Origin of the sequence: Pedococcus dokdonensis, from assembly GCF_900104525.1 — a bacterium.
GTDB lineage: Bacteria > Actinomycetota > Actinomycetes > Actinomycetales > Dermatophilaceae > Pedococcus > Pedococcus dokdonensis.
This window is the reverse complement of the sequence record NZ_LT629711.1, coordinates 1310393-1330755: the sequence shown is the minus strand read 5'-3', so window position 1 is coordinate 1330755 and position 20363 is coordinate 1310393. Positions and strand designations below refer to the sequence as shown.

The following is a 20363-nucleotide window of genomic DNA, read 5'->3' as shown; positions in this document are numbered from 1 at the left end:
GGACCGGTCCGCAGGGTGCATGGGAGGATCGGCTCATGCTCCGCTGGTTGACCGCAGGTGAGTCCCACGGCCCGGCCCTCCTCGCCACGATCGAGGGACTGCCGGCCGGGATCGAGGTGACGACCAAGGACGTGGCCGCCGCCCTGGCCCGTCGTCGTCTGGGGTTCGGTCGGGGAGCCCGGATGAAGTTCGAGCAGGACGAGGTGGAGTTCCTCGGCGGCGTGCGGCACGGCGTCACGATGGGTTCCCCGGTGGCCATCCGGATCGGCAACACCGAGTGGCCCAAGTGGGAGACGGTGATGTCGCCCGACCCCGTCTCCGACGAGGCCTACGCCGCGTCGGACGACGTCAACGCCGACAAGGAGATCGCCCGCAACCGGCCGCTGACGCGTCCCCGTCCGGGACATGCCGACCTCGTCGGCATGCAGAAGTACGGCTTCGACGACGCCCGGCCGGTGCTGGAGCGCGCGTCCGCCCGCGAGACCGCCGCCCGGGTGGCGCTGGGGGAGGTGGCCGCGCGGTTCCTGGAGCAGGCCTACGGCATCCGGCTCGTGTCCCACACCGTGGCGATCGGCGGGGCAGGGGTCGCCGAGGACGCCCCGCTGCCCACACCCGACCAGGTCGAGCAGATCGACGGCGACCCCGTGCGCACCCTCGACGCCGCGGGCTCCGCGGCCATGGTGGCCGAGGTCGAGGCGGCCAAGAAGGACGGTGACACGCTCGGCGGGGTCGTCGAGGTGGTCGCCTACGGACTGCCCCCGGGCCTGGGCTCGCACGTGCACTGGGACCGACGGCTCGACGCCCAGCTGGCGGCCGCCCTGATGGGCATCCAGGCGATCAAGGGCGTGGAGGTCGGCGACGGCTTCCGGACCGCGGCCCGTCGAGGCTCGGCCGCGCACGACGAGATGGAGCGGGACGCCGACGGGGTGATCCAGCGCCGCACCGGACGGGCCGGCGGCACCGAGGGAGGCATGTCGACCGGGGACGTGCTGCGGGTGCGCGCTGCGATGAAGCCGATCTCGACCGTGCCGCGCGCCCTCGACACCGTCGACACCACCGGTGCCGAAGCCGCCAAGGCGATCCACCAGCGCTCCGACGTGTGCGCCGTCCCCGCGGCCGGCGTGGTCGCCGAGGCGATGGTCGCCCTCGTGCTGGCGCAGGCCTGCGTCGAGAAGTTCGGCGGCGACTCGGTCGCCGAGACGGCGCGCAACCACACCGCATACCTGGCCTCGATCCCCGAGGCGATGCGCACGTGGTGACCGGCACCGCACGCCCCCGCGTGGTCCTCATCGGACCCCCGGGGGTCGGCAAGAGCACGATCGGGCGGCGCCTCGGGCGCGCGCTCGACCTGCCCGCCCACGACACCGACCGGGCGATCGAGCAGTCCGCCGGGCAGAGCATCCCCGACCTCTTCGTCGACCACGGCGAAGCACACTTCCGCGAGCTGGAGCGGGCCGAGGTGCTCCGGTCGCTGGCCGACGAGGTAGGCGTCGTCTCGCTCGGCGGCGGTGCGCCGATGGACCCTGAGGTGCAGGCCGCCCTGACCGGCCACACCGTCGTCTTCCTCGACGTCGGCATCGCCGACGCGGCCCGGCGGATCGGCTTCGATGCCAGCCGCCCGCTGCTCATGGTCAACCCCCGGGCGAGCTGGACCAAGATGATGAACGAGCGCCGCCCCACCTACCAGCGGCTCGCGACCGTGCGGGTCGACACGGCCGGCCGCAAGCCCGCCGCGGTCGTCGACGAGATCCTGGCGTTCCTGGGCGCCCCGACCGAAGCCACCACGAACGGACCCACCGCATGAGCACCACCCGGATCAGCGTCGGCGACGACTACGACGTGGTCGTGGGTCACGGCCTGCTCGACGAGCTGCCCGGACTGCTCGGCGAAGGGACCCAGCGGGTGCTGGTCATCCACCCGCGCGCGCTGGCCGCGACGGGCGAGGGTGTGCGTGAGTCCTTGGGTGCCAAGGGTTTCGAGGCGTATGCCGCCGAGGTGCCGGATGCCGAGGAGGCCAAGACCGCACAGGTCGCGGCGTTCCTCTGGGGCGTCCTCGGGCAGGCCGGCTTCACCCGCACCGACGCCGTCGTCAGCGTCGGGGGAGGGGCGACCACCGACCTGGCCGGGTTCGTCGCCGCCACCTGGCTGCGCGGCATCCGCGTGGTGCACGTGCCCACGACCCTGTTGGCGATGGTCGACGCGGCCGTCGGCGGCAAGACCGGGATCAACACGGCCGAGGGCAAGAATCTGGTCGGCGCGTTCCACCCGCCAGCCGGGGTGCTCTGCGACCTCGCGACCCTGGAGACCTTGCCCCGGCACGACTTCGTGGCCGGGCTGGCCGAGGTCGTGAAGTGCGGTTTCATCGCCGACCCCGTCATCCTCGACCTCGTCGAGGCCGACCCCGAGGGCGCCACCCGCCCCGACGGACCACACCTGCGCGAGCTCATCGAGCGCGCCATCCAGGTGAAGGCCGACGTGGTGGCGCAGGACCTCAAGGAGGCCGACCTCAGGGAGATCCTCAACTACGGCCACACCTTCGGGCACGCGGTCGAGCAGGTCGAGCGCTATGCCTTCCGGCACGGCGCCGCGGTCTCGATCGGGATGGTCTACGTCGCCGAGCTGGCCCGGCTCGCCGGCCGGATGGACGACGCGCTCGTCGAGCGGCACCGAGCGATCCTCACGGCGTTGGGGCTGCCGGTGACCTACCGCGGCGACCGCTGGCCCCAGCTGCTCGACGCGATGAAGCGCGACAAGAAGTCCCGCGGCTCGCTGCTGCGGTTCGTGGTGCTCTCGGACGTGGGCCGTCCCGTGCGCTTGGAAGGCCCCGACCCCGCGCTGCTCCAGGCCGCGTACGCGGAGGTCTCCCGCGACTGACGCGGGTACCGTCGGGACCATGGACGATCGGCTGGACGTGGCCGTCCTCGGCGCCGGCGGCGTCGGAGGGCTCCTGGCCGCACTCCTCGCCCGCTCTGGTCACCACGTCACCGTGCTGGCGCGGGACGCCACCGCGGACCACCTCCGACGACATGGACTCGAGCTGCGCAGCGACGCGTACGGCGACTCGGTCGAGACCGTGTCGGCGGAGCCGCGCCTGGAGGCGGCCCCGGACCTCGTCCTGGTCACGGTGAAGGCCACCGCGCTGGAGGACGCGCTGGCCCTGGTGCCGCCGGGCAGCCTCGGTCAGGCCCTCGTCGTGCCCTTCCTCAACGGCCTCGACCACGTCGACCTGCTGCGCTCACGGTACGGGCCGAGCCACGTCGCCACCGGCACGATCCGCGTGGAGTCCGAGCGGGTCAGCCCCGGGGTGGTCGTGCACCGCTCGCCGTTCGCGCTGGTGGAACTGGCTGCGGGGCAGGCCGACCCCGCGCAGGTGCAGGTCGCCGCAGACGCCCTCGCCGGTGCCGGCCTGTCGGTGACCGTGCGCGACGACGACCGGCAGGTCCTCTGGGAGAAGCTCAGCGTGCTGGCTCCGCTGGCCTTGCTGCCCACGTCGTTCGCCGCGCCGTGGGGCGTGCTGCGCGACGAGCACTGGGCTGCGGTCGAGAGCGTGGTGGGTGAGGTCGTCGCCGCAGCGCTGGCCGAGGGTGTCGAGCTCGACGAGGGTGCGGTGCTCGGCTTCCTCAGGGACCGGGTGCCGGACGACATGCGCAGCTCGATGCAGAAGGACGCGGCATCGAGCCAGCCGCTCGAGCTCGACGCCATCGGCGGGGCCGTGCTGCGCGCGGCGCGGCGAGGTGGGACCGAGGCCCCGGTCACGCAGCGGCTCGTGGACGGCCTCGCGTCCATCGCCATCCCCGACTGACGCCCGGCGATCCCGGCTCCGGGCCGCCCACAGGGACCGCACAGCACTCGCACAAGCGCTCGACGGACCAGCGCCCCACTCTGGGTGCATGACGACGAACCAGCAGCCCCAGCGGCCGGCCGTTGACGCCCTCGGCACCCCGCCGCAGGACCACGGCACCGACAACCTCGGGTTCCCCCACGACGACCGGCACGACCGCGGGCTGGAGTTCGACGTGCAGACCCTGCTCGCGCGCCGCCGGGTATTGGGGATCCTGGGCGGTCTGGGTGCGACCGCGGCACTCGCCGCCTGCGGGACATCAGGAGACGACGCCACGGCGTCCAGCACCTCGGGCTCGTCGGCGTCCTCGTCCACGAGCAGCTCTTCGTCCGCCTCGTCGAGCGGCGCGCCGGGCAGCACGCCGGACGCCGAGGTGCCCGACGAGACCGGCGGCCCCTACCCGGGGGACGGCTCGAACGGGCCCGACGTCCTCGACGACTCCGGCATCGTCCGGTCGGACATCACGACGAGCTACGGCTCCTCGACCACCAGGGCGGAGGGCGTCCCGCTCACCATCAACCTCACCGTCACCGACGCCGGCAACGGCTACTCCGCGCTCGCAGGGGCGGCCGTCTACCTCTGGCACTGCAACCGCGACGGCCAGTACTCCCTCTACTCCCAGGGGGTCACCGAGGAGAACTACCTGCGCGGGGTGCAGGCGACCAACGCCTCCGGCACGGCGACCTTCACGAGCATCTTCCCGGCGGCATACTCCGGGCGCTGGCCGCACATCCACTTCGAGGTCTACCAGTCGGTCGACCAGGCGACCAACGACGGGCAGATCGTCAAGACCTCGCAGATCGCGTTGCCCGAGGCGGTCTGCAAGGACGTCTACGCCACGTCCGGCTACGAGCAGAGCATCGTCAACCTCGCGCAGACCTCGCTCACGAGCGACAACGTGTTCGGTGACGACGGCGGGATCCACCAGCTCGCCACGGTGACCGGCAACGCGACCGACGGCTACGTCGCGACCTGACCATCGGGGTCTGAGCTCCCGCGCTAGATCTCGTCGAGCGCGGCGAGGTCGGCGGCGTCCGGCTCCCACAGGCCGGCGCGCGCGTTGCGGGTGACCTGCTCGGCCGACGTGGCGCCGCTGATCACCGAGGCGACCGCCGGCTGGGCAGCCAGCCCGCCGATCGCCACGTCGAGGAGGTCGACCCCGCGCTCGTCGGCGAAGGCCTGCAGTGCCTCCACCCGGTCCCAGTCGGCGTCGGCGAGCCAGCCCGCGCGGTCCGGCTCGAGCGCGGCGCGCGACCCCTCCGGGGCGTCGGCGCCGCGCTGGTACTTGCCGGTGAGCAGGCCGTGCGCCAGGGGGAAGAACGGGAGTATGCCGAGCCCGAACCGCTCGCACGCCGGCGTCACCTCGTCCTCGACGGTGCGGTCCAGCAGCGAGTACTCGTTCTGCACCGACACGAACGACGCCAGGCCGGCGGTGGACGACGTCCACGAGGCGTCGGCGACCTGCCAGCCGTCGAAGTTGGAGCAGCCGACGTAGAGGACCTTGCCCTCGCGCACGAGGTCGGTCAGCGCCTCCAAGGTCTCCTCGACCGGGGTGAGCGGGTCGGGCCGGTGCAGCTGGTAGAGGTCGATGTGGTCGGTCCGGAGCCGGCGCAGGCTCGCCTCGACCGCGCGCTTGATGTAGCGCCGCGAGCCGAGCGCACCGAAGTCCCGGCCGTTGGCGCCCTGCATGTCCATCCCGAACTTGGTGGCCAGGACGAACTCGTCGCGCTGGCCCTGGAGTGCCTCGCCGAGCATCGCCTCGCTCTGGCCGGGCTGCCCGCCGTAGATGTCGGCGGTGTCGAGCAGGGTGACACCACTGTCGCGCGCGGCGGCCAGGATCGCGCCCACCCCGTCCTGGTCGACCCGACGGCCGAACGCGTTGCACCCGATCCCGACGACGCTGACCACCAGGCCGCTCGAGCCGAGCGGACGGTAGGTCATGTCTGGGGACGAGGTGGTGGAGGTCATGCCCCCACCCTAGGCACGGTCGCGGACCAGCGATTCGGGGGAGTGTCGTGCCCACGGCTAGACTGACCGCCGACTCGCGCCCGAGACGTCCGGGCGGCGCAGGAAATCAAAAGTTCCGGGACCTCCGTGGGCTCGCACGCCCACGGCACACCCGGTTGCCCTGAACAGAGAGAGAACACCCGTGGCATCGACCAACGACCTCAAGAACGGCCTGGTCCTCAACCTCGAGGGCCAGCTGTGGTCCGTCGTGGAGTTCCAGCACGTCAAGCCCGGCAAGGGCCCGGCCTTCGTGCGGACCAAGCTGAAGAACGTCCTGTCCGGCAAGGTCGTCGACAAGACCTTCAACGCGGGCGTCAAGGTCGAGACCGCGAACGTCGACCGCCGCGACATGCAGTACCTCTACAAGGACGGCGCCGACTACGTCTTCATGGACGGCTCGACCTACGACCAGATCCACATTCCCGAGGCCACCGTCGGCGACGCCGCCAACTACCTCCTCGAGAACCAGACCGCGCAGGTCGCGACCCACGACGGCACGGTGCTCTACGTCGAGCTGCCGACCTCGGTCGTCCTCGAGATCACCTACACCGAGCCCGGTCTGCAGGGTGACCGCTCCACCGGCGGCACCAAGCCGGCCACCCTCGAGACCGGCGCGACCATCAACGTGCCGCTGTTCCTCGAGCAGGGCACCAAGGTCAAGGTCGACACCCGTGACGGGTCCTACCTCGGCCGCGTGAACTGACCCTTGGGCGCTCGTAGCAAGGCGCGCAAGCGCGCCGTCGACCTCCTGTTCGAGGCCGAGAACCGCGGCATGAACGCCGGTGACCTGCTGGTCGCGCGGCTCGCGAAGCCGGTCACCGAGGCCCCGCTCAACCAGTACACCTCCGACCTGGTCGAGGGTGTCGTCGCGCACTGGAACGACATCAACGAGCTGCTGTCGACCTACTCGCAGGGGTGGACGCTCGACCGGATGCCGAGCGTCGACCGGGCGATCCTGCGGCTCGGCGCCTTCGAGGTGCTCTACGCGACCGAGGTCCCCGAGGGTGTCGCGATCGCCGAGGCCGTCGAGCTGGCCAAGAGCCTGTCGACCGACGACTCGCCCAAGTTCGTCAACGGTCTCCTGGCCCGGCTGGCCGAGGTCAAGCCGACCCTCGCCTGACGGCCTCGGTCGATCCGTGCGCCTCGCGGCACGGATCGACCTCACGAGAGCGCGGCCCCCGTCCATCCGTGCCGCTGGCGGCAGGTGTGCCGGGTGGCCGGGCTACTGGCCGAGCCGTGCCAGCGCGTCGGCCTGCTCGTGGCCGAACCGGTTGACCACGCCGCGGCGGACGGCCGGCGACGAGCTGCGGAAGTAGGCCATCCCGTCGTCGCGCCCGCGTTCGGCGTAGACCGCGCGGACGAGGTCGGCGTCCGACAGGGTCGAGACGTCCCGCCCGGCCACGGCCCGGGTGAAGATGTCGTCGGTCGCGCCCCGGTGCTGGACCGCGGTCGACCACAGCACGTCCCGGACCACGGGGTCGCGGCCCTCGAGGTTGAGGCCGGGCAGCGCCCGCTCGACCGCGACCCGCTGCGGCTCGTAGTGCGAGTACTGGATGTACTCGTGCTGGATCTGCCCGAACTCGGTGGCGTCGGCCGCGGCCGTCTCGCGCCAGGCCCGGCTGAACGCGGCGGAGCCGGGGCGGGCGTCACCGAGCCGCTCGGCATACTCCGGGTGCTCGCGACGCAACCACGTGACGAACTCCGACGCGCTGCCGGTGCGGCTGGACAGCTGGTAGGTGCCGTAGGACACGCCGCCGTTGTCACCGCGACCGGTGGAGACGGTGCCCGGGTTGCCGCTCGACTCGTAGCGACGGCTCAGGCTGCCGAGGTCGTCGTCACCCGTCGCGCCCCCGGCACCTGTACCGGCACCGAGCACTGCGCCGGTGGCTGCCCCCGCCGCCGTGCCTGCTCCCGTGCCTGCTGCTTGGCTGCCGCCCGAACCGGCCCCGCCGCTCACACGGTCCTGGTCGGCCGCCTGCTCCTCGACCACCCGACCGGCCTCGGTGACCGCCTCGGCGGTGCGCAGCAGCGACGGCTGGTACTGCCCGGTCCAGGCGTCCAGGAAGGCCTGCTGGTCGCGTCCGTGCCACGACAGCGACTGGAGGTGCTGCGTGGTGGTCGTGCCGACCGACTGGAGCTGGCTGACGAAGGCGTCCATCTGCTGGCGGAGGCGGCGCAGCTCGTCGGTGTCTGCGCCGAGCAGGTTCGTGGGCTGGTTCATGCGCTCACGGTGACGGGGGCCCGCCGCGCGGGCAAGGCCACCGGCCCCGGAAGGTTCCGGATCGTGGGGCACCGCGGCTCCGTCCCGCCACTGGGCGGGCCGGTATGCCGGGTGCCCGCCGCACGCGGTAGAGTCGCCCGCGAACGACATCCTTTAACGACCTGTCCCGTGAGGCAGGGAAGGAGGTCCTGACGCGATGCGTCCTGACTTTGCTGCACCCCCGGCGCCTGTGCCTTCGAAGACAGCGCCTTCGACCACAGCGCCTCCGACCACAGCGCCTTCGCCGACGGAGCCCTCCGCTCCGGCCGACCCCGGCGCCGCTCCCGGGGCAGCCGACGACTCGCGCACGGTGATGACCGAGGCCGACGTCGCGCGCGTCCTGCGCCGCATCGCGCACGAGATCATCGAGCACAACAAGGGCGCCAGCGACCTCGTCGTCCTCGGCATCCCGACCCGTGGGGTCGCGCTCGCGCGCCGGCTCGCGGCGCTCATCCAGGAGGTCGAGGGGACCCCGGTGGCCGTGGGCGCGCTCGACGTGACCATGCACCGCGACGACCTGCGACGCCAGCCCACCCGCAGCCCGATGCACACCGACATCCCGCCGAGCGGCATCGACGACAAGGTCGTGGTGCTGGTCGACGACGTCCTCTACTCGGGACGCACGGTCCGAGCCGCGCTCGACGCGCTCTCCGACCTCGGCCGCCCCCGCATCGTCCGGCTCGCGGTGCTGGTCGACCGGGGCCACCGCGAGCTGCCGATCCGCGCCGACCACGTCGGCAAGAACCTGCCGACGTCCAGCAGCGAGAAGGTGCGCGTGCGGCTCAGCGAGCCGGACGGCATCGCCGACCAGGTCACCATCGCCGGAGGGGAGACCCGATGACTGCCAGCACCGTGACCACGCCCACCCTGGCCACCCCGCTGGCGGCCACCGACGGAGCCCGCGGTCGTCGGCACCTGCTCTCGTCCGCCGACCTGGCGCTCCCGCAGGTGCGGGCCATCCTCGACACCGCGGCCGAGATGCACGGTGTCCAGCAGCGCGAGGTCAAGAAGCTGCCCACCCTGCGCGGCCGGACGGTGGTGAACCTCTTCTTCGAGGACTCCACCCGCACGCGGAGCTCGTTCGAGATCGCCGGCAAGTGGCTCTCGGCCGACGTCATCAACATCAGCGGCAAGGGCTCGTCGACCTCGAAGGGCGAGTCCCTGCGCGACACCGTGCTCACCGTCGCGGCGATGGGCGTCGACGCCCTCGTCATCCGGCACCACGCCAGCGGCGCGGCCCACCAGGTGAGCCAGTGGGTCGACGCCCACGTCATCAACGCCGGTGACGGGATGCACGAGCACCCGACCCAGGCGCTGCTCGACGCCTACACGATGGAGCGCCGGCTCGGCAGCCTCGAGGGCCGGCACGTGCTGATCGTGGGCGACCTGACCCACTCACGGGTGGTGCGCTCCAACCTGATCACGCTCAAGACGCTCGGCGCGCGGGTCACCCTCGTCGCCCCGCCGACGCTGATGCCCAGCGGCATCCGGGCGTGGTCGCAGGCCGAGGGCTTCGAGCTCAGCCACGACTTCGACGCCGTGCTGCCGACCGCCGACGCGGTGATGATGCTGCGCGTCCAGCGCGAGCGGATGAGCGGCGGGTTCTTCCCGACCGCCCGCGAGTACACCGTCGGCTACGGCCTCACCCGGCCCCGCCTCGACACCCTCGTGGCCGCCAACCCCGACGTCGTGATCTGCCACCCCGGCCCGATGAACCGCGGTCTCGAGATCGGCGCCGACGCCGCCGACGCCGCCCAGTCGCTCATCCTCGACCAGGTCAGCGCCGGGGTCGCGGTGCGGATGAGCGTCCTCTACCACCTCCTCGCCGGAGAGGAAGGCGCCGCATGAGCACCCTGTTGGTGACGGGAGCGGACCTCGCGGGAGCAGGGGCGCAGGACCTGCTCGTCGAGGACGGCCGGATCGTCGAGGTCGGCTCGATCCGCTCGGCCAAGGGCGCCGACGTGCTCGACGCCGACGGGCTGGTGGCCCTGCCCGGCCTCGTCGACCTGCACACCCACCTGCGCGAGCCCGGCCGCGAGGACGCCGAGACGATCGCGTCGGGTGCGGCCGCCGCCGCGGTGGGTGGCTTCACCGCGGTGCTCGCAATGGCCAACACCAACCCGGTGACCGACACCGCCGAGGCGGCCGAGCGGATCCTCGACCTCGGACGCGCCACCGGCCTCGTCGACGTCGTGCCGGTCGGAGCGGTCACCAAGGGACTGGCCGGGGCGGAGCTGGCCGAGCTCGGCCTCATGCACCGATCCCGTGCCGCGGTCACGGTCTTCTCCGACGACGGCCACTGCGTGCACGACTCGCGCGTCATGCGGCGCGCGCTGGAGTACGTCCGGGCCTTCGGCGGCGTCGTGTCCCAGCACGCGCAGGACCCGCACCTGGCCGGTCCGCAGGCCTGCGCCCACGAGGGCGAGCTGTCCGGTCGGCTGGGCCTGCCGGGCTGGCCCGGGATCGCCGAGGAGTCGATCGTGGCCCGCGACGTCATGCTCGCGAGGCACACCGGTTCGCGGGTGCACGTCGCCCACGTCTCGACCGCCGGCACCGTCGAGGTGGTGCGCTGGGCCAAGGCGCAGGGCATCGCGGTCACCGCCGAGGTCACGCCGCACCACCTGGTGCTCACCACCGACCTGCTGTCGGGCTACGACCCCACCTTCAAGGTCAACCCGCCGCTGCGCCCTCAGGAGGACGTCGACGCCCTGCGCGCGGCGCTCGCGGACGGCACGATCGACGCGGTGGCCACCGACCATGCGCCGCACGCCCGCCACGACAAGGAGCACGCCTTCGTCGACGCGGCGTTCGGCATGCTCGGGCTCGAGACGGCGTTGTCGGTCGTGAGTGACGCGATGGTCCGCACCGGCCTGCTCGACTGGGCGGGGGTCGCGCGGGTGATGTCGCAGGCCCCGGCCCGCATCGCCGGCCTGACCACCCACGGGCAGCCACTTGCGGCGGGCTCGCCGGCCCACCTCACCCTGGTCGACCCGGCTGCCACGGTGACCGTCGACCGCAGTGCCTCGCTGTCCCTGTCGCGCAACAACCCGTGGCACGGCCGCACCCTGCAGGGCGCCGTGCACGCCACGGTCTTCGGTGGTCGCGTGACCGCCCAGAAGGGAGCCATCGCGTGACCCGTCTGCAAGCCGTCGGCGTCATGCTCGTGGCCCTCGGGCTGATCTACGCCCTCCTGTATGCCGGGTGGGTGCGCAAGCGCCACCTGCACGAGTCCGCGGCGATCGCCGCGGAGCGGGACCGCACCTCGCGCGACCACTCGATCGAGGCCCCGGTGTTCAAGGAGAAGCCGGCGCAGGTCATTGTCGAGGGCACCTACATCAGCACGACGACCGCGGACAACCGCCTCGAACGGGTCACCGTCGAGGGGTTGGGCAACCGGTCGCGCGCCACCCTGGTGGTCACCCGGGGCGATGCCGACGAGCTGGTGCGGATCGACCGCCAGGGTGAGGCGACGGTCGTCATCCCCGCGGCCCGGCTCCGCTCGGCGCGGCGCGAGCGCGGGATGGTCGGCAAGTTCGTCGGCGCCAACCGGGTCGTGGTCCTGCAGTGGCGCGCCGAGAACGGCGACATCTACGAGACCGGCTTCCTGCCCCGCTACAAGGCCGACGTCGAGCGCGTCGAGTCGGCCCTCTGGTGGCACACCGGGGACAGCGACGAGACACCCGACGAGACGCCCGACGCCACACCCGACGCCACGCCCGTCGAGACGCCCGACGCCACACCCGACGCCACGCCCGTCGAGAAGCCCAAGACCACAGGAGAGACGACTTCATGAGCGCCGTTGCCGCCGGATTCGACCTGGACCGACCGCCCGCCATCCTCGTCCTGGAGGACGGTCGCAGCTTCCGCGGTGACGCCTACGGCGCCCCCGGCCAGACCGTGGGTGAGGCGGTCTTCTCCACCGGGATGACCGGCTACCAGGAGACCCTGACCGACCCGAGCTACCACCGTCAGGTCGTCGTGATGACGGCCCCGCACGTCGGCAACACCGGCATCAACGACGAGGACGACGAGTCGAGCCGGTTCTGGGTGGCCGGCTACGTCGTGCGCGACCCTGCGCTCCGCCCGTCGAGCTGGCGATCGCGCCGCTCGCTCGAGGACGAGCTCGTCGCGCAGGGGATCGTCGGCATCAGCGGGATCGACACGCGTGCCCTGACCCGCCACCTGCGCGAGCGCGGTGCGATGCGGGTCGGCATCTTCTCCGGCGAGCTGGCCCAGCGGCCGGTGACCGAGCTCGTGGCTGCGGTCCAGGACGCCCCGCAGATGACCGGCGCCGCCCTGGCCGCCGAGGTCACGACCAAGGAGCGGTATGTCGTGCCGGCCGTGGGGGAGCGGCGGTTCACCGTCGCGGCCGTCGACCTCGGCATCAAGGCGATGACCCCGACGCTGCTGGCCCGGCAGGGCATCGAGGTGCACGTGCTGCCCGCCACCGCGACGTTCGACGACATCCGGGCGGTCGGCGACGGCGGACCGGACGGCGTGTTCTTCTCCAACGGCCCCGGCGACCCGGCCACTGCGGACGCAGAGGTCGCGGTGCTGCGCCAGGTGCTCGACGCGCGCATCCCGTTCTTCGGGATCTGCTTCGGCAACCAGCTCCTCGGCCGGGCGCTCGGCTTCGGCACCTACAAGCTCAAGTACGGCCACCGCGGCATCAACCAGCCGGTCATGGACCGCACCACCGGCAAGGTCGAGGTGACCGCCCACAACCACGGGTTCGCGGTCGACGCCCCCACCGACCGCGAGGTGGCCGCGCCCGCGGACGCCGAGGGCACGGCATACGGGCGGGTGCGGGTGTCGCACGTGTGCCTCAACGACGACGTGGTCGAAGGTTTGGAGTGCCTCGACCTGCCGGCCTACTCGGTGCAGTACCACCCGGAGGCCGCAGCCGGCCCGCACGACGCCGCCTACCTGTTCGACCGGTTCGTGGGGCTGATGGAGCGGCGAGGACTGCGGGAGGACACGAGCGACGAAGGAGCGAGGCCCGGACCGCCGACGAGCGCGACGAAGAGCATGAGCGACGCAGGAGAGGACAAGTAGTGCCGAAGCGCGAGGACATCAAGAGCGTCCTGGTCATCGGGTCGGGGCCGATCGTGATCGGCCAGGCCTGCGAGTTCGACTACTCCGGCACCCAGGCGTGCCGGGTGCTGCGGGAGGAGGGCATCCGCGTCATCCTGGTCAACTCCAACCCGGCCACGATCATGACCGACCCCGAGTTCGCAGACGCGACCTACGTCGAGCCGATCACGCCCGAGGTGGTCGAGTCGATCATCGCGCGCGAGCGCCCCGACGCCGTGCTGGCGACCCTCGGCGGGCAGACCGCCCTCAACTGCGCGATCGCGCTGCACGAGTCCGGGGTCCTGGAGAAGTACGACTGCCCGCTGATCGGCGCCAACGTCGAGGCGATCCAGCTCGGCGAGGACCGTGAGAAGTTCAAGGGTGTCGTCGAGCGCTGTGGTGCGGAGTCGGCGAAGTCGCTGATCTGCCACACCATGGACGAGTGCCTCTCTGCCGCAACGGAGCTCGGCTATCCCGTCGTCGTGCGGCCGTCCTTCACGATGGGTGGGCTCGGGTCCGGGTTCGCCTACGACGAGACCGACCTGCGGCGGATCGCCGGCGCCGGGCTGCAGTACTCGCCGGTGACCGAGGTGCTCCTGGAGGAGTCGATCCTCGGGTGGAAGGAGTACGAGCTCGAGGTGATGCGCGACCACGCGGACAACGTGGTGGTGGTCTGCTCGATCGAGAACCTCGACCCGATGGGGGTGCACACCGGTGACTCGATCACGGTGGCGCCGGCGCTGACCCTGACCGACCGCGAGTACCAGCGGCTGCGCGACATCGGCATCGCCGTGATCCGCGAGGTCGGCGTCGACACCGGCGGCTGCAACATCCAGTTCGCGGTCAACCCGGTCGACGGCCGGATCATCGTCATCGAGATGAACCCGCGGGTCTCCCGCTCGTCGGCGCTGGCGTCCAAGGCGACCGGCTTCCCGATCGCCAAGATCGCCGCCAAGATGGCGATCGGCTACACGCTCGACGAGGTGCCCAACGACATCACCCGCGAGACCCCGGCATCGTTCGAGCCGTCGCTCGACTACATCGTGGTGAAGGTGCCGCGGTTCGCGTTCGAGAAGTTCCCGGCCGCCGACCCGACCCTCACCACCACGATGAAGTCGGTCGGCGAGGCGATGGCGATCGGCCGCAACTTCACCGAGGCGCTGCAGAAGGCACTGCGGTCGATGGAGCGCAGTGGCAGCACCTTCCACTGGGACGGCCCCACCCCCAGCCAGGAGCAGGCGCGAACCCTGCTGCACACGGCCAGGACACCCACCGACGGCCGGATCGTCACGGTGCAGCAGGCGATGCGCGGTGGCCTCTCGGTCGAAGAGGTCCACGAGGAGACGGGCATCGACCCGTGGTTCCTCGACCAGATGGCGCTCATCAACGCGATCGCCGACCGCGTCGCCGCTGCAGCCGAGCTGACCCCCGACCTGCTGCGGCTGGCCAAGCGACACGGGTTCAGCGACACCCAGCTCGCCGGCCTGCGGGGTATGCCGGAGGCGGTCGTCCGCGGGGTGCGGCACGCCCTGGGGGTGCGCCCGGTCTACAAGACCGTCGACACCTGTGCTGCCGAGTTCGCGGCGACGACGCCGTACCACTACAGCGCCTACGACGAGGAGACCGAGGTGGCGCCCCGCGAGCGGCCGGCCGTCCTCATCCTCGGCAGCGGCCCCAACCGGATCGGGCAGGGCGTCGAGTTCGACTACTCCTGTGTCCACGCCAGCTTCGCCCTGCGCGATGCCGGCTACGACACGGTGATGGTCAACTGCAACCCCGAGACCGTGTCGACCGACTACGACACGAGCAGCCGCCTCTACTTCGAGCCGCTGACCCTCGAGGACGTGCTCGAGGTCGTGCACGCCGAGCAGCAGGCCGGCCCGGTGGCGGGCGTCATCGTCCAGCTCGGCGGGCAGACGCCGCTCGGCCTCGCCAAGGCCCTCAAGGAGGCCGGTGTGCCGATCGTCGGCACCAGCCCCGAGGCCATCGACCTCGCGGAGGACCGCGGCGCGTTCGGGCGGGTGCTCGCCGAGGCGCAGCTGCCGGCTCCCAAGCACGGCACGGCCTACAGCGCCGCCGAGGCGGTCGAGGTGGCGCGGGAGATCGGCTACCCGGTCCTCGTGCGACCGTCGTACGTGCTGGGTGGCCGCGGCATGGAGATCGTCTACGACGACGACACGCTGGCCACCTACGTCACGCGGGCCACGGTGGCCAGCCCCGAGCACCCGGTGCTGGTCGACCGGTTCCTCGACGACGCCATCGAGATCGACGTGGACGCCCTCTACGACGGCACCGAGATGTACCTCGGCGGGATCATGGAGCACATCGAGGAGGCCGGCATCCACTCCGGTGACTCGGCGTGCACCCTCCCGCCGGTCACGCTCGGGGTGGCCGAGCTCGAGCGGGTCCGGGAGGCCACTCTGCGACTGGCGGAGGGCATCGGGGTCCGGGGGCTGATGAACGTCCAGTTCGCCCTCGCCCAGGACATCCTCTACGTGCTCGAGGCCAACCCGCGCGCCTCCCGCACCGTGCCCTTCGTGGCGAAGGCGACCGGGGTGCCCGTCTCCAAGGCGGCCGCCCGCGTCATGCTCGGCGCCTCGATCAAGGAGCTGCGCGAGGAGGGGCTGCTGCCCCCGCACGGTGACGGTGGGTCGATGCCGAGCCACGCCCCGGTCGCGGTCAAGGAGGCGGTGCTGCCGTTCAAGCGGTTCCGCACCAGGGACGGCCAGGTGGTCGACAGCCTGCTGGGGCCGGAGATGCGGTCCACCGGCGAGGTCATGGGGATCGACCAGGACTTCGGGACTGCCTTCGCCAAGGGCATGCTGGCGGCGGGTTCGGGTCTGCCGCGCGAGGGCCGGATCTTCGTGTCGGTCGCGAACCGTGACAAGCGGGCGATGATCTTCCCGGTCAAGCGCCTGGCCGACCTCGGCTTCACCATCGTCGCCACCACGGGCACCGCGGATGTGCTGCGGCGCAACGGGATCCCCTCCGAGGTGGTGCACAAGCACAGCGAACGCGAAGCGGGTGACTCGAGCATCGTCGACCTCATCCTCGACGGCCAGATCGCGATGGTGGTCAACACGCCGAGCGGTCCCAACGCCCGAGCCGACGGCTACGCGATCCGCGCGGCGACCACCTCGATGGACCGACCGATCGTCACCACCGTGCAGGAGCTGGCAGCGGCGGTGCAGGGCATCGAGGCGCAGATGCAGGGCGACTTCACCGTCAAGCCGTTGCAGGAGCACGCTCGGGACCTCGACCTCTACGGCGCCGGCGCCGGGGGAGGTGCCGCGTGAGCGAGGCGAGCACACGGCATACCGCGTCGGAGGGCTCGGGCGTCGTCCAGGTGACCGGCGAGCTGATCGCGACCCGTCGCGTCGGCGCCTACCACCACCTGACCTTCGTCGCGCCGGGGTTGGCCGAGCTGGCCCGCCCGGGCCAGTTCGTGGCCCTGGCGGTCGGAGGCGACACCAGCGCCAACCTGCTGCGGCGCTGCTTCTCGATCCACAAGGTCAGCCCGTCCGGCACCTACGGCGGCACCGTCGACGTGGTGATCTCGGCGGTGGGCGCCGGCACCGAGTGGCTCAGCTCGTTGCGGGCCCACGACGAGGTCGACATCGTCGGGCCGCTCGGACGTTCCTTCCCGCTGCCCACCGAGCCGGTGGCCTGCGTCCTCGTGGGCGGGGGCTACGGCAGTGCACCGCTGTTCTGGCTGGCGGAGTCGCTGCGCGAGCGCGGCTGCCACGTCGAGATGGTCCTCGGCGCGGCCACCGAGTCCCGGCTGTTCGGGGTCGTCGAGGCCCGCCGGCACGCCGACGGCGTCACCGTGACCACCGACGACGGCACCGCCGGCACCAAGGGCTGGGTCTCCGACGTGCTGCCGGAGCTCATCCGGCGCACGAGCGCAGCAGTGGTCTACGGCTGCGGGCCGATGGGCATGCTCAAGTCCATCACCGACGTCGCGACGGCCGAGGGTGCCGTGGCGCAGGTCGCGGTCGAGGAGTCGATGGCCTGCGGTGTGGGTGTCTGCATGACCTGCGTGATGCCCGTGACCGGGAACGACGGGGTCACGAGGATGGTGCGCTCCTGTGTCGAGGGTCCGGTGTTCCGCGGTGACCGGGTGCGCTGGGACGCGTTCTCCGATGGGCTGTGCACCGTCCCGGCCGACGCCGTCGGCGCACCACGGGCGGGGGGTCACTGATGCCGGTCGACATGTCGACGCGGCTCGGCGCCGCAACGCTGCCGAGCCCGATGATGACGGCCTCCGGGTGCGCGGCCAACGGGCGCGAGCTGGCCCGGCTCTTCGACATCCGTGAGCTGGGCGCGTTCGTGACCAAGTCGGTGATGGCCGACCCGAGGTCGGGTCGAGGCACGCCGCGGATGGCCGAGACACCGTCGGGCATGCTCAACTCGATCGGCCTCCAGGGCCCGGGCATCTCCGCGTTCGTGGACACGGACCTCGCCTGGCTCAAGCAGGCCGGTGCCCGCACCCTCGTCTCGATCGCCGGCAACACCAGCGGCGAGTTCGCCGACGTGGCCGCCACGCTGCGGGCCAGTGACGCCTTCGACGCCGTGGTCGGGGTCGAGGTCAACATCTCCTGCCCCAACGTGGCGAACCGCGGGCTGGTCTTCGCGTGCGACCCGATGGCCAGTGCCAAGGTGGTCGCGCTCGTCCGCGAGCAGCTGCCCAGGGACGTCCCGGTCTTCGCCAAGCTGACCCCCGACGTGACCGACATCGTCAGCATCGCCCAGGCCTGCGTGAAGGCGGGGGCCGACGGGCTCACCATGATCAACACCCTCCTGGGCATGGTCATCGACACGGACCGCCTGCGGCCCCAGGTGGCCGGGGTGACCGGCGGGCTGTCCGGTCCGGCCGTCCGGCCGGTCGCGGTCCGAGCGATCTGGCAGACCCGGGCGGCCATGGTCGAGGGCCGCCTCCCGACCGTGCCGATCATCGGGGTCGGGGGAGTGCGCACCGGTCGGGACGCCCTCGAGCTGGTGGCGGCCGGGGCGAGTGCGGTCCAGGTCGGCACCGCCACCTTCAACGACCCCAGCGCCCCCGTGCGGGTGGGGCGCGAGCTGGCGCAACTGTTGCAGGACAAGGGCTTCGAGCGGCTGACCGACGCCGTCGGAGTCGCCCACGGGAGGATGGCATGAGCACCACGGACAGCACCACCGATCTGGCCATGACCGGACTGACCTTCGGGCAGCGCCTGCGCGCGACCACCGACCTGCACGGCCCCCTGTGTGCGGGGATCGACCCGCACCGCACGTTGGTCGAGTCGTGGGGGCTCGGCTACGACCTCGACGGCTTGCGGCGGTTCACCGACACCTGTGTCGAGGCCTTTGCCGGCCAGGTCGGTGTGGTGAAGCCGCAGTCGGCGTTCTTCGAGGTGTTCGGCTCTCGCGGGGTGGCCGTCCTCGAGGAGGCCATCACGGCTCTGCGCGAGGCCGGCACGCTGGTCATCCTCGACGCCAAGCGGGGCGACATCGGGTCCACCATGGCGGCCTACGCCGAGGCCTACCTCGGCAAGGACGCGGTCGCTCCCGGCGACGCGGTGACCGTCAGCCCCTACCTCGGCTTCGAGTCGCTGCGCCCGGCACTCGACCTGGCCGCCCAGACCGGTCGCGGCGTGTTCGTGCTCGCGCTCACGTCCAACCCGGAAGGTCGCAGCGTGCAACACGCCCGGCTCCGCGACACCAGCGTCGCCGAAAGCATGGTCACCTCGGCGGCGTCCATGAACGCCGCCGCGGCTGCCAGGGGAGAGCTCGGCAGCGTCGGGCTCGTCGTCGGGGCGACCGTGGGCACGGCGGTCCAGGAGCTCCAGCTCGACCTGGCCGCGGTCAACGGGCCGCTGCTCTCCCCCGGGGTCGGCGCCCAGGGTGGCACCAGCGACGACCTGCGGCGGGTCTTCGGCGACGCACTCCACAACGTCCTGCCGGCCAGCAGCCGCGAGGTGCTGTCGGCCGGACCGGACGTGACCGCGCTGCGCGACCGGGCCCTGGAGACCAGCGCGACGCTCGCCGACCTCCTGCGCTGACCCGACGCGCCCGGCGGCGCTCTCGGCGGTGGATCTCGACGGGCGACACGACACACCGCCGGAACCGGGCGTCGGGCGCAAATCGCACGGCGTGTCGTGACCTCGGTCACGGGGGCGGGGTGCCGCGCCGGTCCTCGACGGGAAACCCCGGAGCTCGGTTGCTATTGTCGGGAGATATTCGTCGAGACACGAGATCCGTGCCGAACTGCCTTGCGAGGAGTACCACCGTGGCCCTTCCCCCGTTGACCCCGGAGCAGCGAGCCGCGGCCCTCGAGAAGGCTGCGGTGGCCCGCCGTGAGCGCGCCGCCGTGAAGAACCGGCTGAAGTACGCCCAGGGCTCCCTCAAGGAGGTCATCTCCGACGGCAAGGCGAACGAGGTCGTCGGCAAGATGAAGGTCTCCGCCCTGCTCGAGTCGATGCCCGGGGTGGGGCGCGTCCGCGCCCGCCAGATCATGGAGGAGGTCGGCATCTCCGAGAGCCGTCGCGTCCGTGGCCTCGGCGCCAACCAGATCTCCGCGCTGCTCACCCGCTTCGACGAGGCGTGAGCCGGCCAGCTCCCACAGGCGACCGCCCCCGGCGGCTCGTCGTGCTCGCCGGTCCCACCGCGGTCGGCAAGGGCACCCTGTCCGCCTACGTCCGCGACCACTTCCCCGAGGTGTGGCTCTCGGTCAGCGCGACCACCCGCAAGCCCCGCCCGGGTGAGGTCGAGGGGACGCACTATCACTTCGTCGACACCGCCGAGTTCGCCCGGATGGAGCGCGACGGCGAGCTGCTGGAGTCCGCGGTCGTGCACGGGGTCAACCACTACGGCACCCCTCGCGGCCCGGTCGAGCAGGCGCTGCGCGAGCACCGGATGGCGCTCCTGGAGATCGACCTGCAGGGGGCCCGCCAGGTGCGGGCCACCATGCCCGAGGCGCTCTTCGTGTTCCTGGCCCCGCCGAGCTGGGACGAGCTCGTGCGTCGACTCGTCGGTCGCGGCACCGAGAACGAGGAGGAGCGCACCCGTCGCCTGGAGACCGCCAAGGTCGAGATGGCGGCCGAGGACGAGTTCGACGTGACCATCGTCAACGACGACGTTCGTCGTGCGGCCGAAGAACTCGTATCATTGTTGCGAACGCACTGACCGAACGACTGCAGATAG

20 protein-coding genes are annotated in these 20363 nt (G+C 72.0%); 18 read left to right on the top strand and 2 right to left on the bottom strand.

From position 1 onward, the window contains the following. The first annotated feature begins 35 nt into the window (after nt 1-35). The 5 genes from aroC to BLQ34_RS06420 all read left to right on the top strand — a co-directional run bounded on the left by aroC (nt 36) and on the right by BLQ34_RS06420 (nt 4817). Nucleotides 36-1259 (top strand): chorismate synthase, encoded by a 1224-nt coding sequence (gene aroC, locus BLQ34_RS06440; protein ID WP_091783065.1) that lies wholly within the window; start codon nt 36-38, stop codon nt 1257-1259. Further along, complete coding sequence (locus tag BLQ34_RS06435) at nt 1256-1804, top strand: shikimate kinase (RefSeq protein ID WP_091789415.1); 549 nt, start codon at nt 1256-1258, stop codon at nt 1802-1804. Before aroC ends, BLQ34_RS06435 begins: the two co-directional genes overlap by 4 nt. Next, entirely contained in the window at nt 1801-2874 is a 1074-nt protein-coding gene (gene aroB / locus BLQ34_RS06430) for a 3-dehydroquinate synthase (protein ID WP_091783063.1), read from the top strand. Before BLQ34_RS06435 ends, aroB begins: the two co-directional genes overlap by 4 nt. Nucleotides 2875-2893: 19 nt before the next feature. Then, nucleotides 2894-3802 carry a ketopantoate reductase family protein gene (locus BLQ34_RS06425; protein WP_172829361.1) on the top strand — a complete coding sequence of 303 codons (909 nt, stop codon included), beginning with the start codon at nt 2894-2896 and terminating at the stop codon, nt 3800-3802. A gap of 88 nt (nt 3803-3890) precedes the next feature. Next, a complete protein-coding gene (locus BLQ34_RS06420; protein ID WP_091783060.1) occupies nt 3891-4817 on the top strand; it encodes an intradiol ring-cleavage dioxygenase in 927 nt (308 codons plus the stop codon). 23 nt (nt 4818-4840) lie between these two features. Here the strand turns inward: BLQ34_RS06420 and BLQ34_RS06415 are convergent, their stop codons facing one another. Further along, nucleotides 4841-5809 (bottom strand): aldo/keto reductase, encoded by a 969-nt coding sequence (locus BLQ34_RS06415; RefSeq protein WP_407946392.1) that lies wholly within the window; start codon nt 5807-5809, stop codon nt 4841-4843. Nucleotides 5810-5990: 181 nt separating this feature from the next. On the opposite strand from BLQ34_RS06415, the gene efp reads away from it, so the two are divergent. Both efp and nusB read left to right on the top strand, forming a co-directional pair. Continuing rightward, on the top strand, nt 5991-6551 hold the full coding sequence (efp, locus tag BLQ34_RS06410) for an elongation factor P (protein ID WP_091783054.1): 561 nt from the start codon (nt 5991-5993) through the stop codon (nt 6549-6551). 3 nt (nt 6552-6554) lie between these two features. Then, on the top strand, nt 6555-6968 hold the full coding sequence (gene nusB, locus BLQ34_RS06405) for a transcription antitermination factor NusB (protein ID WP_091783051.1): 414 nt from the start codon (nt 6555-6557) through the stop codon (nt 6966-6968). A 102-nt stretch (nt 6969-7070) separates the two neighbouring features. Here nusB and BLQ34_RS06400 read toward each other — a convergent pair whose 3' ends face one another. Then, nucleotides 7071-8069 (bottom strand): WXG100 family type VII secretion target, encoded by a 999-nt coding sequence (locus tag BLQ34_RS06400; RefSeq protein WP_157692922.1) that lies wholly within the window; start codon nt 8067-8069, stop codon nt 7071-7073. Between the two features lie 196 nt (nt 8070-8265). On the opposite strand from BLQ34_RS06400, the gene pyrR reads away from it, so the two are divergent. The 11 genes from pyrR to gmk all read left to right on the top strand — a co-directional run bounded on the left by pyrR (nt 8266) and on the right by gmk (nt 20345). Then, a complete protein-coding gene (gene pyrR, locus BLQ34_RS06390) occupies nt 8266-8949 on the top strand; it encodes a bifunctional pyr operon transcriptional regulator/uracil phosphoribosyltransferase PyrR (RefSeq protein ID WP_091783042.1) in 684 nt (227 codons plus the stop codon). After that, nucleotides 8946-9956: an aspartate carbamoyltransferase catalytic subunit gene (locus BLQ34_RS06385; protein ID WP_091783039.1), complete on the top strand. Its 1011-nt coding sequence runs from the start codon at nt 8946-8948 to the stop codon at nt 9954-9956. The genes pyrR and BLQ34_RS06385 overlap by 4 nt, the downstream gene beginning before the upstream one ends. Beyond that, nucleotides 9953-11242: a dihydroorotase gene (locus BLQ34_RS06380; RefSeq protein WP_091783036.1), complete on the top strand. Its 1290-nt coding sequence runs from the start codon at nt 9953-9955 to the stop codon at nt 11240-11242. The genes BLQ34_RS06385 and BLQ34_RS06380 overlap by 4 nt, the downstream gene beginning before the upstream one ends. Beyond that, nucleotides 11239-11901, top strand: a complete 663-nt coding sequence (locus BLQ34_RS06375) for a PH-like domain-containing protein (RefSeq protein ID WP_091783033.1) — start codon at nt 11239-11241, stop codon at nt 11899-11901. Before BLQ34_RS06380 ends, BLQ34_RS06375 begins: the two co-directional genes overlap by 4 nt. Beyond that, nucleotides 11898-13163, top strand: a complete 1266-nt coding sequence (gene carA, locus BLQ34_RS06370; protein WP_091783030.1) for a glutamine-hydrolyzing carbamoyl-phosphate synthase small subunit — start codon at nt 11898-11900, stop codon at nt 13161-13163. Before BLQ34_RS06375 ends, carA begins: the two co-directional genes overlap by 4 nt. Then, the gene (gene carB, locus BLQ34_RS06365) at nt 13163-16477 is read left to right on the top strand and encodes a carbamoyl-phosphate synthase large subunit (protein ID WP_091783027.1); all 3315 of its coding nucleotides are present in this window, start codon (nt 13163-13165) and stop codon (nt 16475-16477) included. Before carA ends, carB begins: the two co-directional genes overlap by 1 nt. Then, nucleotides 16474-17382, top strand: coding sequence for a dihydroorotate dehydrogenase electron transfer subunit (locus BLQ34_RS06360; protein WP_197674780.1), 909 nt, complete (start codon nt 16474-16476; stop codon nt 17380-17382). Before carB ends, BLQ34_RS06360 begins: the two co-directional genes overlap by 4 nt. Beyond that, entirely contained in the window at nt 17382-18338 is a 957-nt protein-coding gene (locus tag BLQ34_RS06355; protein ID WP_091783025.1) for a dihydroorotate dehydrogenase, read from the top strand. The genes BLQ34_RS06360 and BLQ34_RS06355 overlap by 1 nt, the downstream gene beginning before the upstream one ends. Beyond that, entirely contained in the window at nt 18335-19222 is an 888-nt protein-coding gene (pyrF, locus tag BLQ34_RS06350) for an orotidine-5'-phosphate decarboxylase (protein ID WP_407946391.1), read from the top strand. The genes BLQ34_RS06355 and pyrF overlap by 4 nt, the downstream gene beginning before the upstream one ends. Before the next feature lie 227 nt (nt 19223-19449). Further along, complete coding sequence (gene mihF / locus BLQ34_RS06345) at nt 19450-19767, top strand: integration host factor, actinobacterial type (RefSeq protein WP_091783022.1); 318 nt, start codon at nt 19450-19452, stop codon at nt 19765-19767. Further along, complete coding sequence (gmk, locus tag BLQ34_RS06340) at nt 19764-20345, top strand: guanylate kinase (protein WP_091783019.1); 582 nt, start codon at nt 19764-19766, stop codon at nt 20343-20345. The genes mihF and gmk overlap by 4 nt, the downstream gene beginning before the upstream one ends. The last annotated feature ends 18 nt before the right edge of the window (nt 20346-20363 follow it).

What these genes read in the sequence shown, in the direction of transcription:
- aroC (WP_091783065.1), top strand. Translation starts at nt 36, where the DNA reads ATGCTCCGCTGGTTGACCGCAGGTGAGTCCCACGGCCCGGCCCTCCTC.
- aroB (WP_091783063.1), top strand. Translation starts at nt 1,801, where the DNA reads ATGAGCACCACCCGGATCAGCGTCGGCGACGACTACGACGTGGTCGTG.
- BLQ34_RS06425 (WP_172829361.1), top strand. Translation starts at nt 2,894, where the DNA reads ATGGACGATCGGCTGGACGTGGCCGTCCTCGGCGCCGGCGGCGTCGGA.
- BLQ34_RS06420 (WP_091783060.1), top strand. Translation starts at nt 3,891, where the DNA reads ATGACGACGAACCAGCAGCCCCAGCGGCCGGCCGTTGACGCCCTCGGC.
- BLQ34_RS06415 (WP_407946392.1), bottom strand. Translation starts at nt 5,809, where the DNA reads ATGACCTCCACCACCTCGTCCCCAGACATGACCTACCGTCCGCTCGGC.
- BLQ34_RS06400 (WP_157692922.1), bottom strand. Translation starts at nt 8,069, where the DNA reads ATGAACCAGCCCACGAACCTGCTCGGCGCAGACACCGACGAGCTGCGC.
- pyrR (WP_091783042.1), top strand. Translation starts at nt 8,266, where the DNA reads ATGCGTCCTGACTTTGCTGCACCCCCGGCGCCTGTGCCTTCGAAGACA.
- BLQ34_RS06385 (WP_091783039.1), top strand. Translation starts at nt 8,946, where the DNA reads ATGACTGCCAGCACCGTGACCACGCCCACCCTGGCCACCCCGCTGGCG.
- BLQ34_RS06380 (WP_091783036.1), top strand. Translation starts at nt 9,953, where the DNA reads ATGAGCACCCTGTTGGTGACGGGAGCGGACCTCGCGGGAGCAGGGGCG.
- carA (WP_091783030.1), top strand. Translation starts at nt 11,898, where the DNA reads ATGAGCGCCGTTGCCGCCGGATTCGACCTGGACCGACCGCCCGCCATC.
- BLQ34_RS06355 (WP_091783025.1), top strand. Translation starts at nt 17,382, where the DNA reads ATGCCGGTCGACATGTCGACGCGGCTCGGCGCCGCAACGCTGCCGAGC.
- pyrF (WP_407946391.1), top strand. Translation starts at nt 18,335, where the DNA reads ATGAGCACCACGGACAGCACCACCGATCTGGCCATGACCGGACTGACC.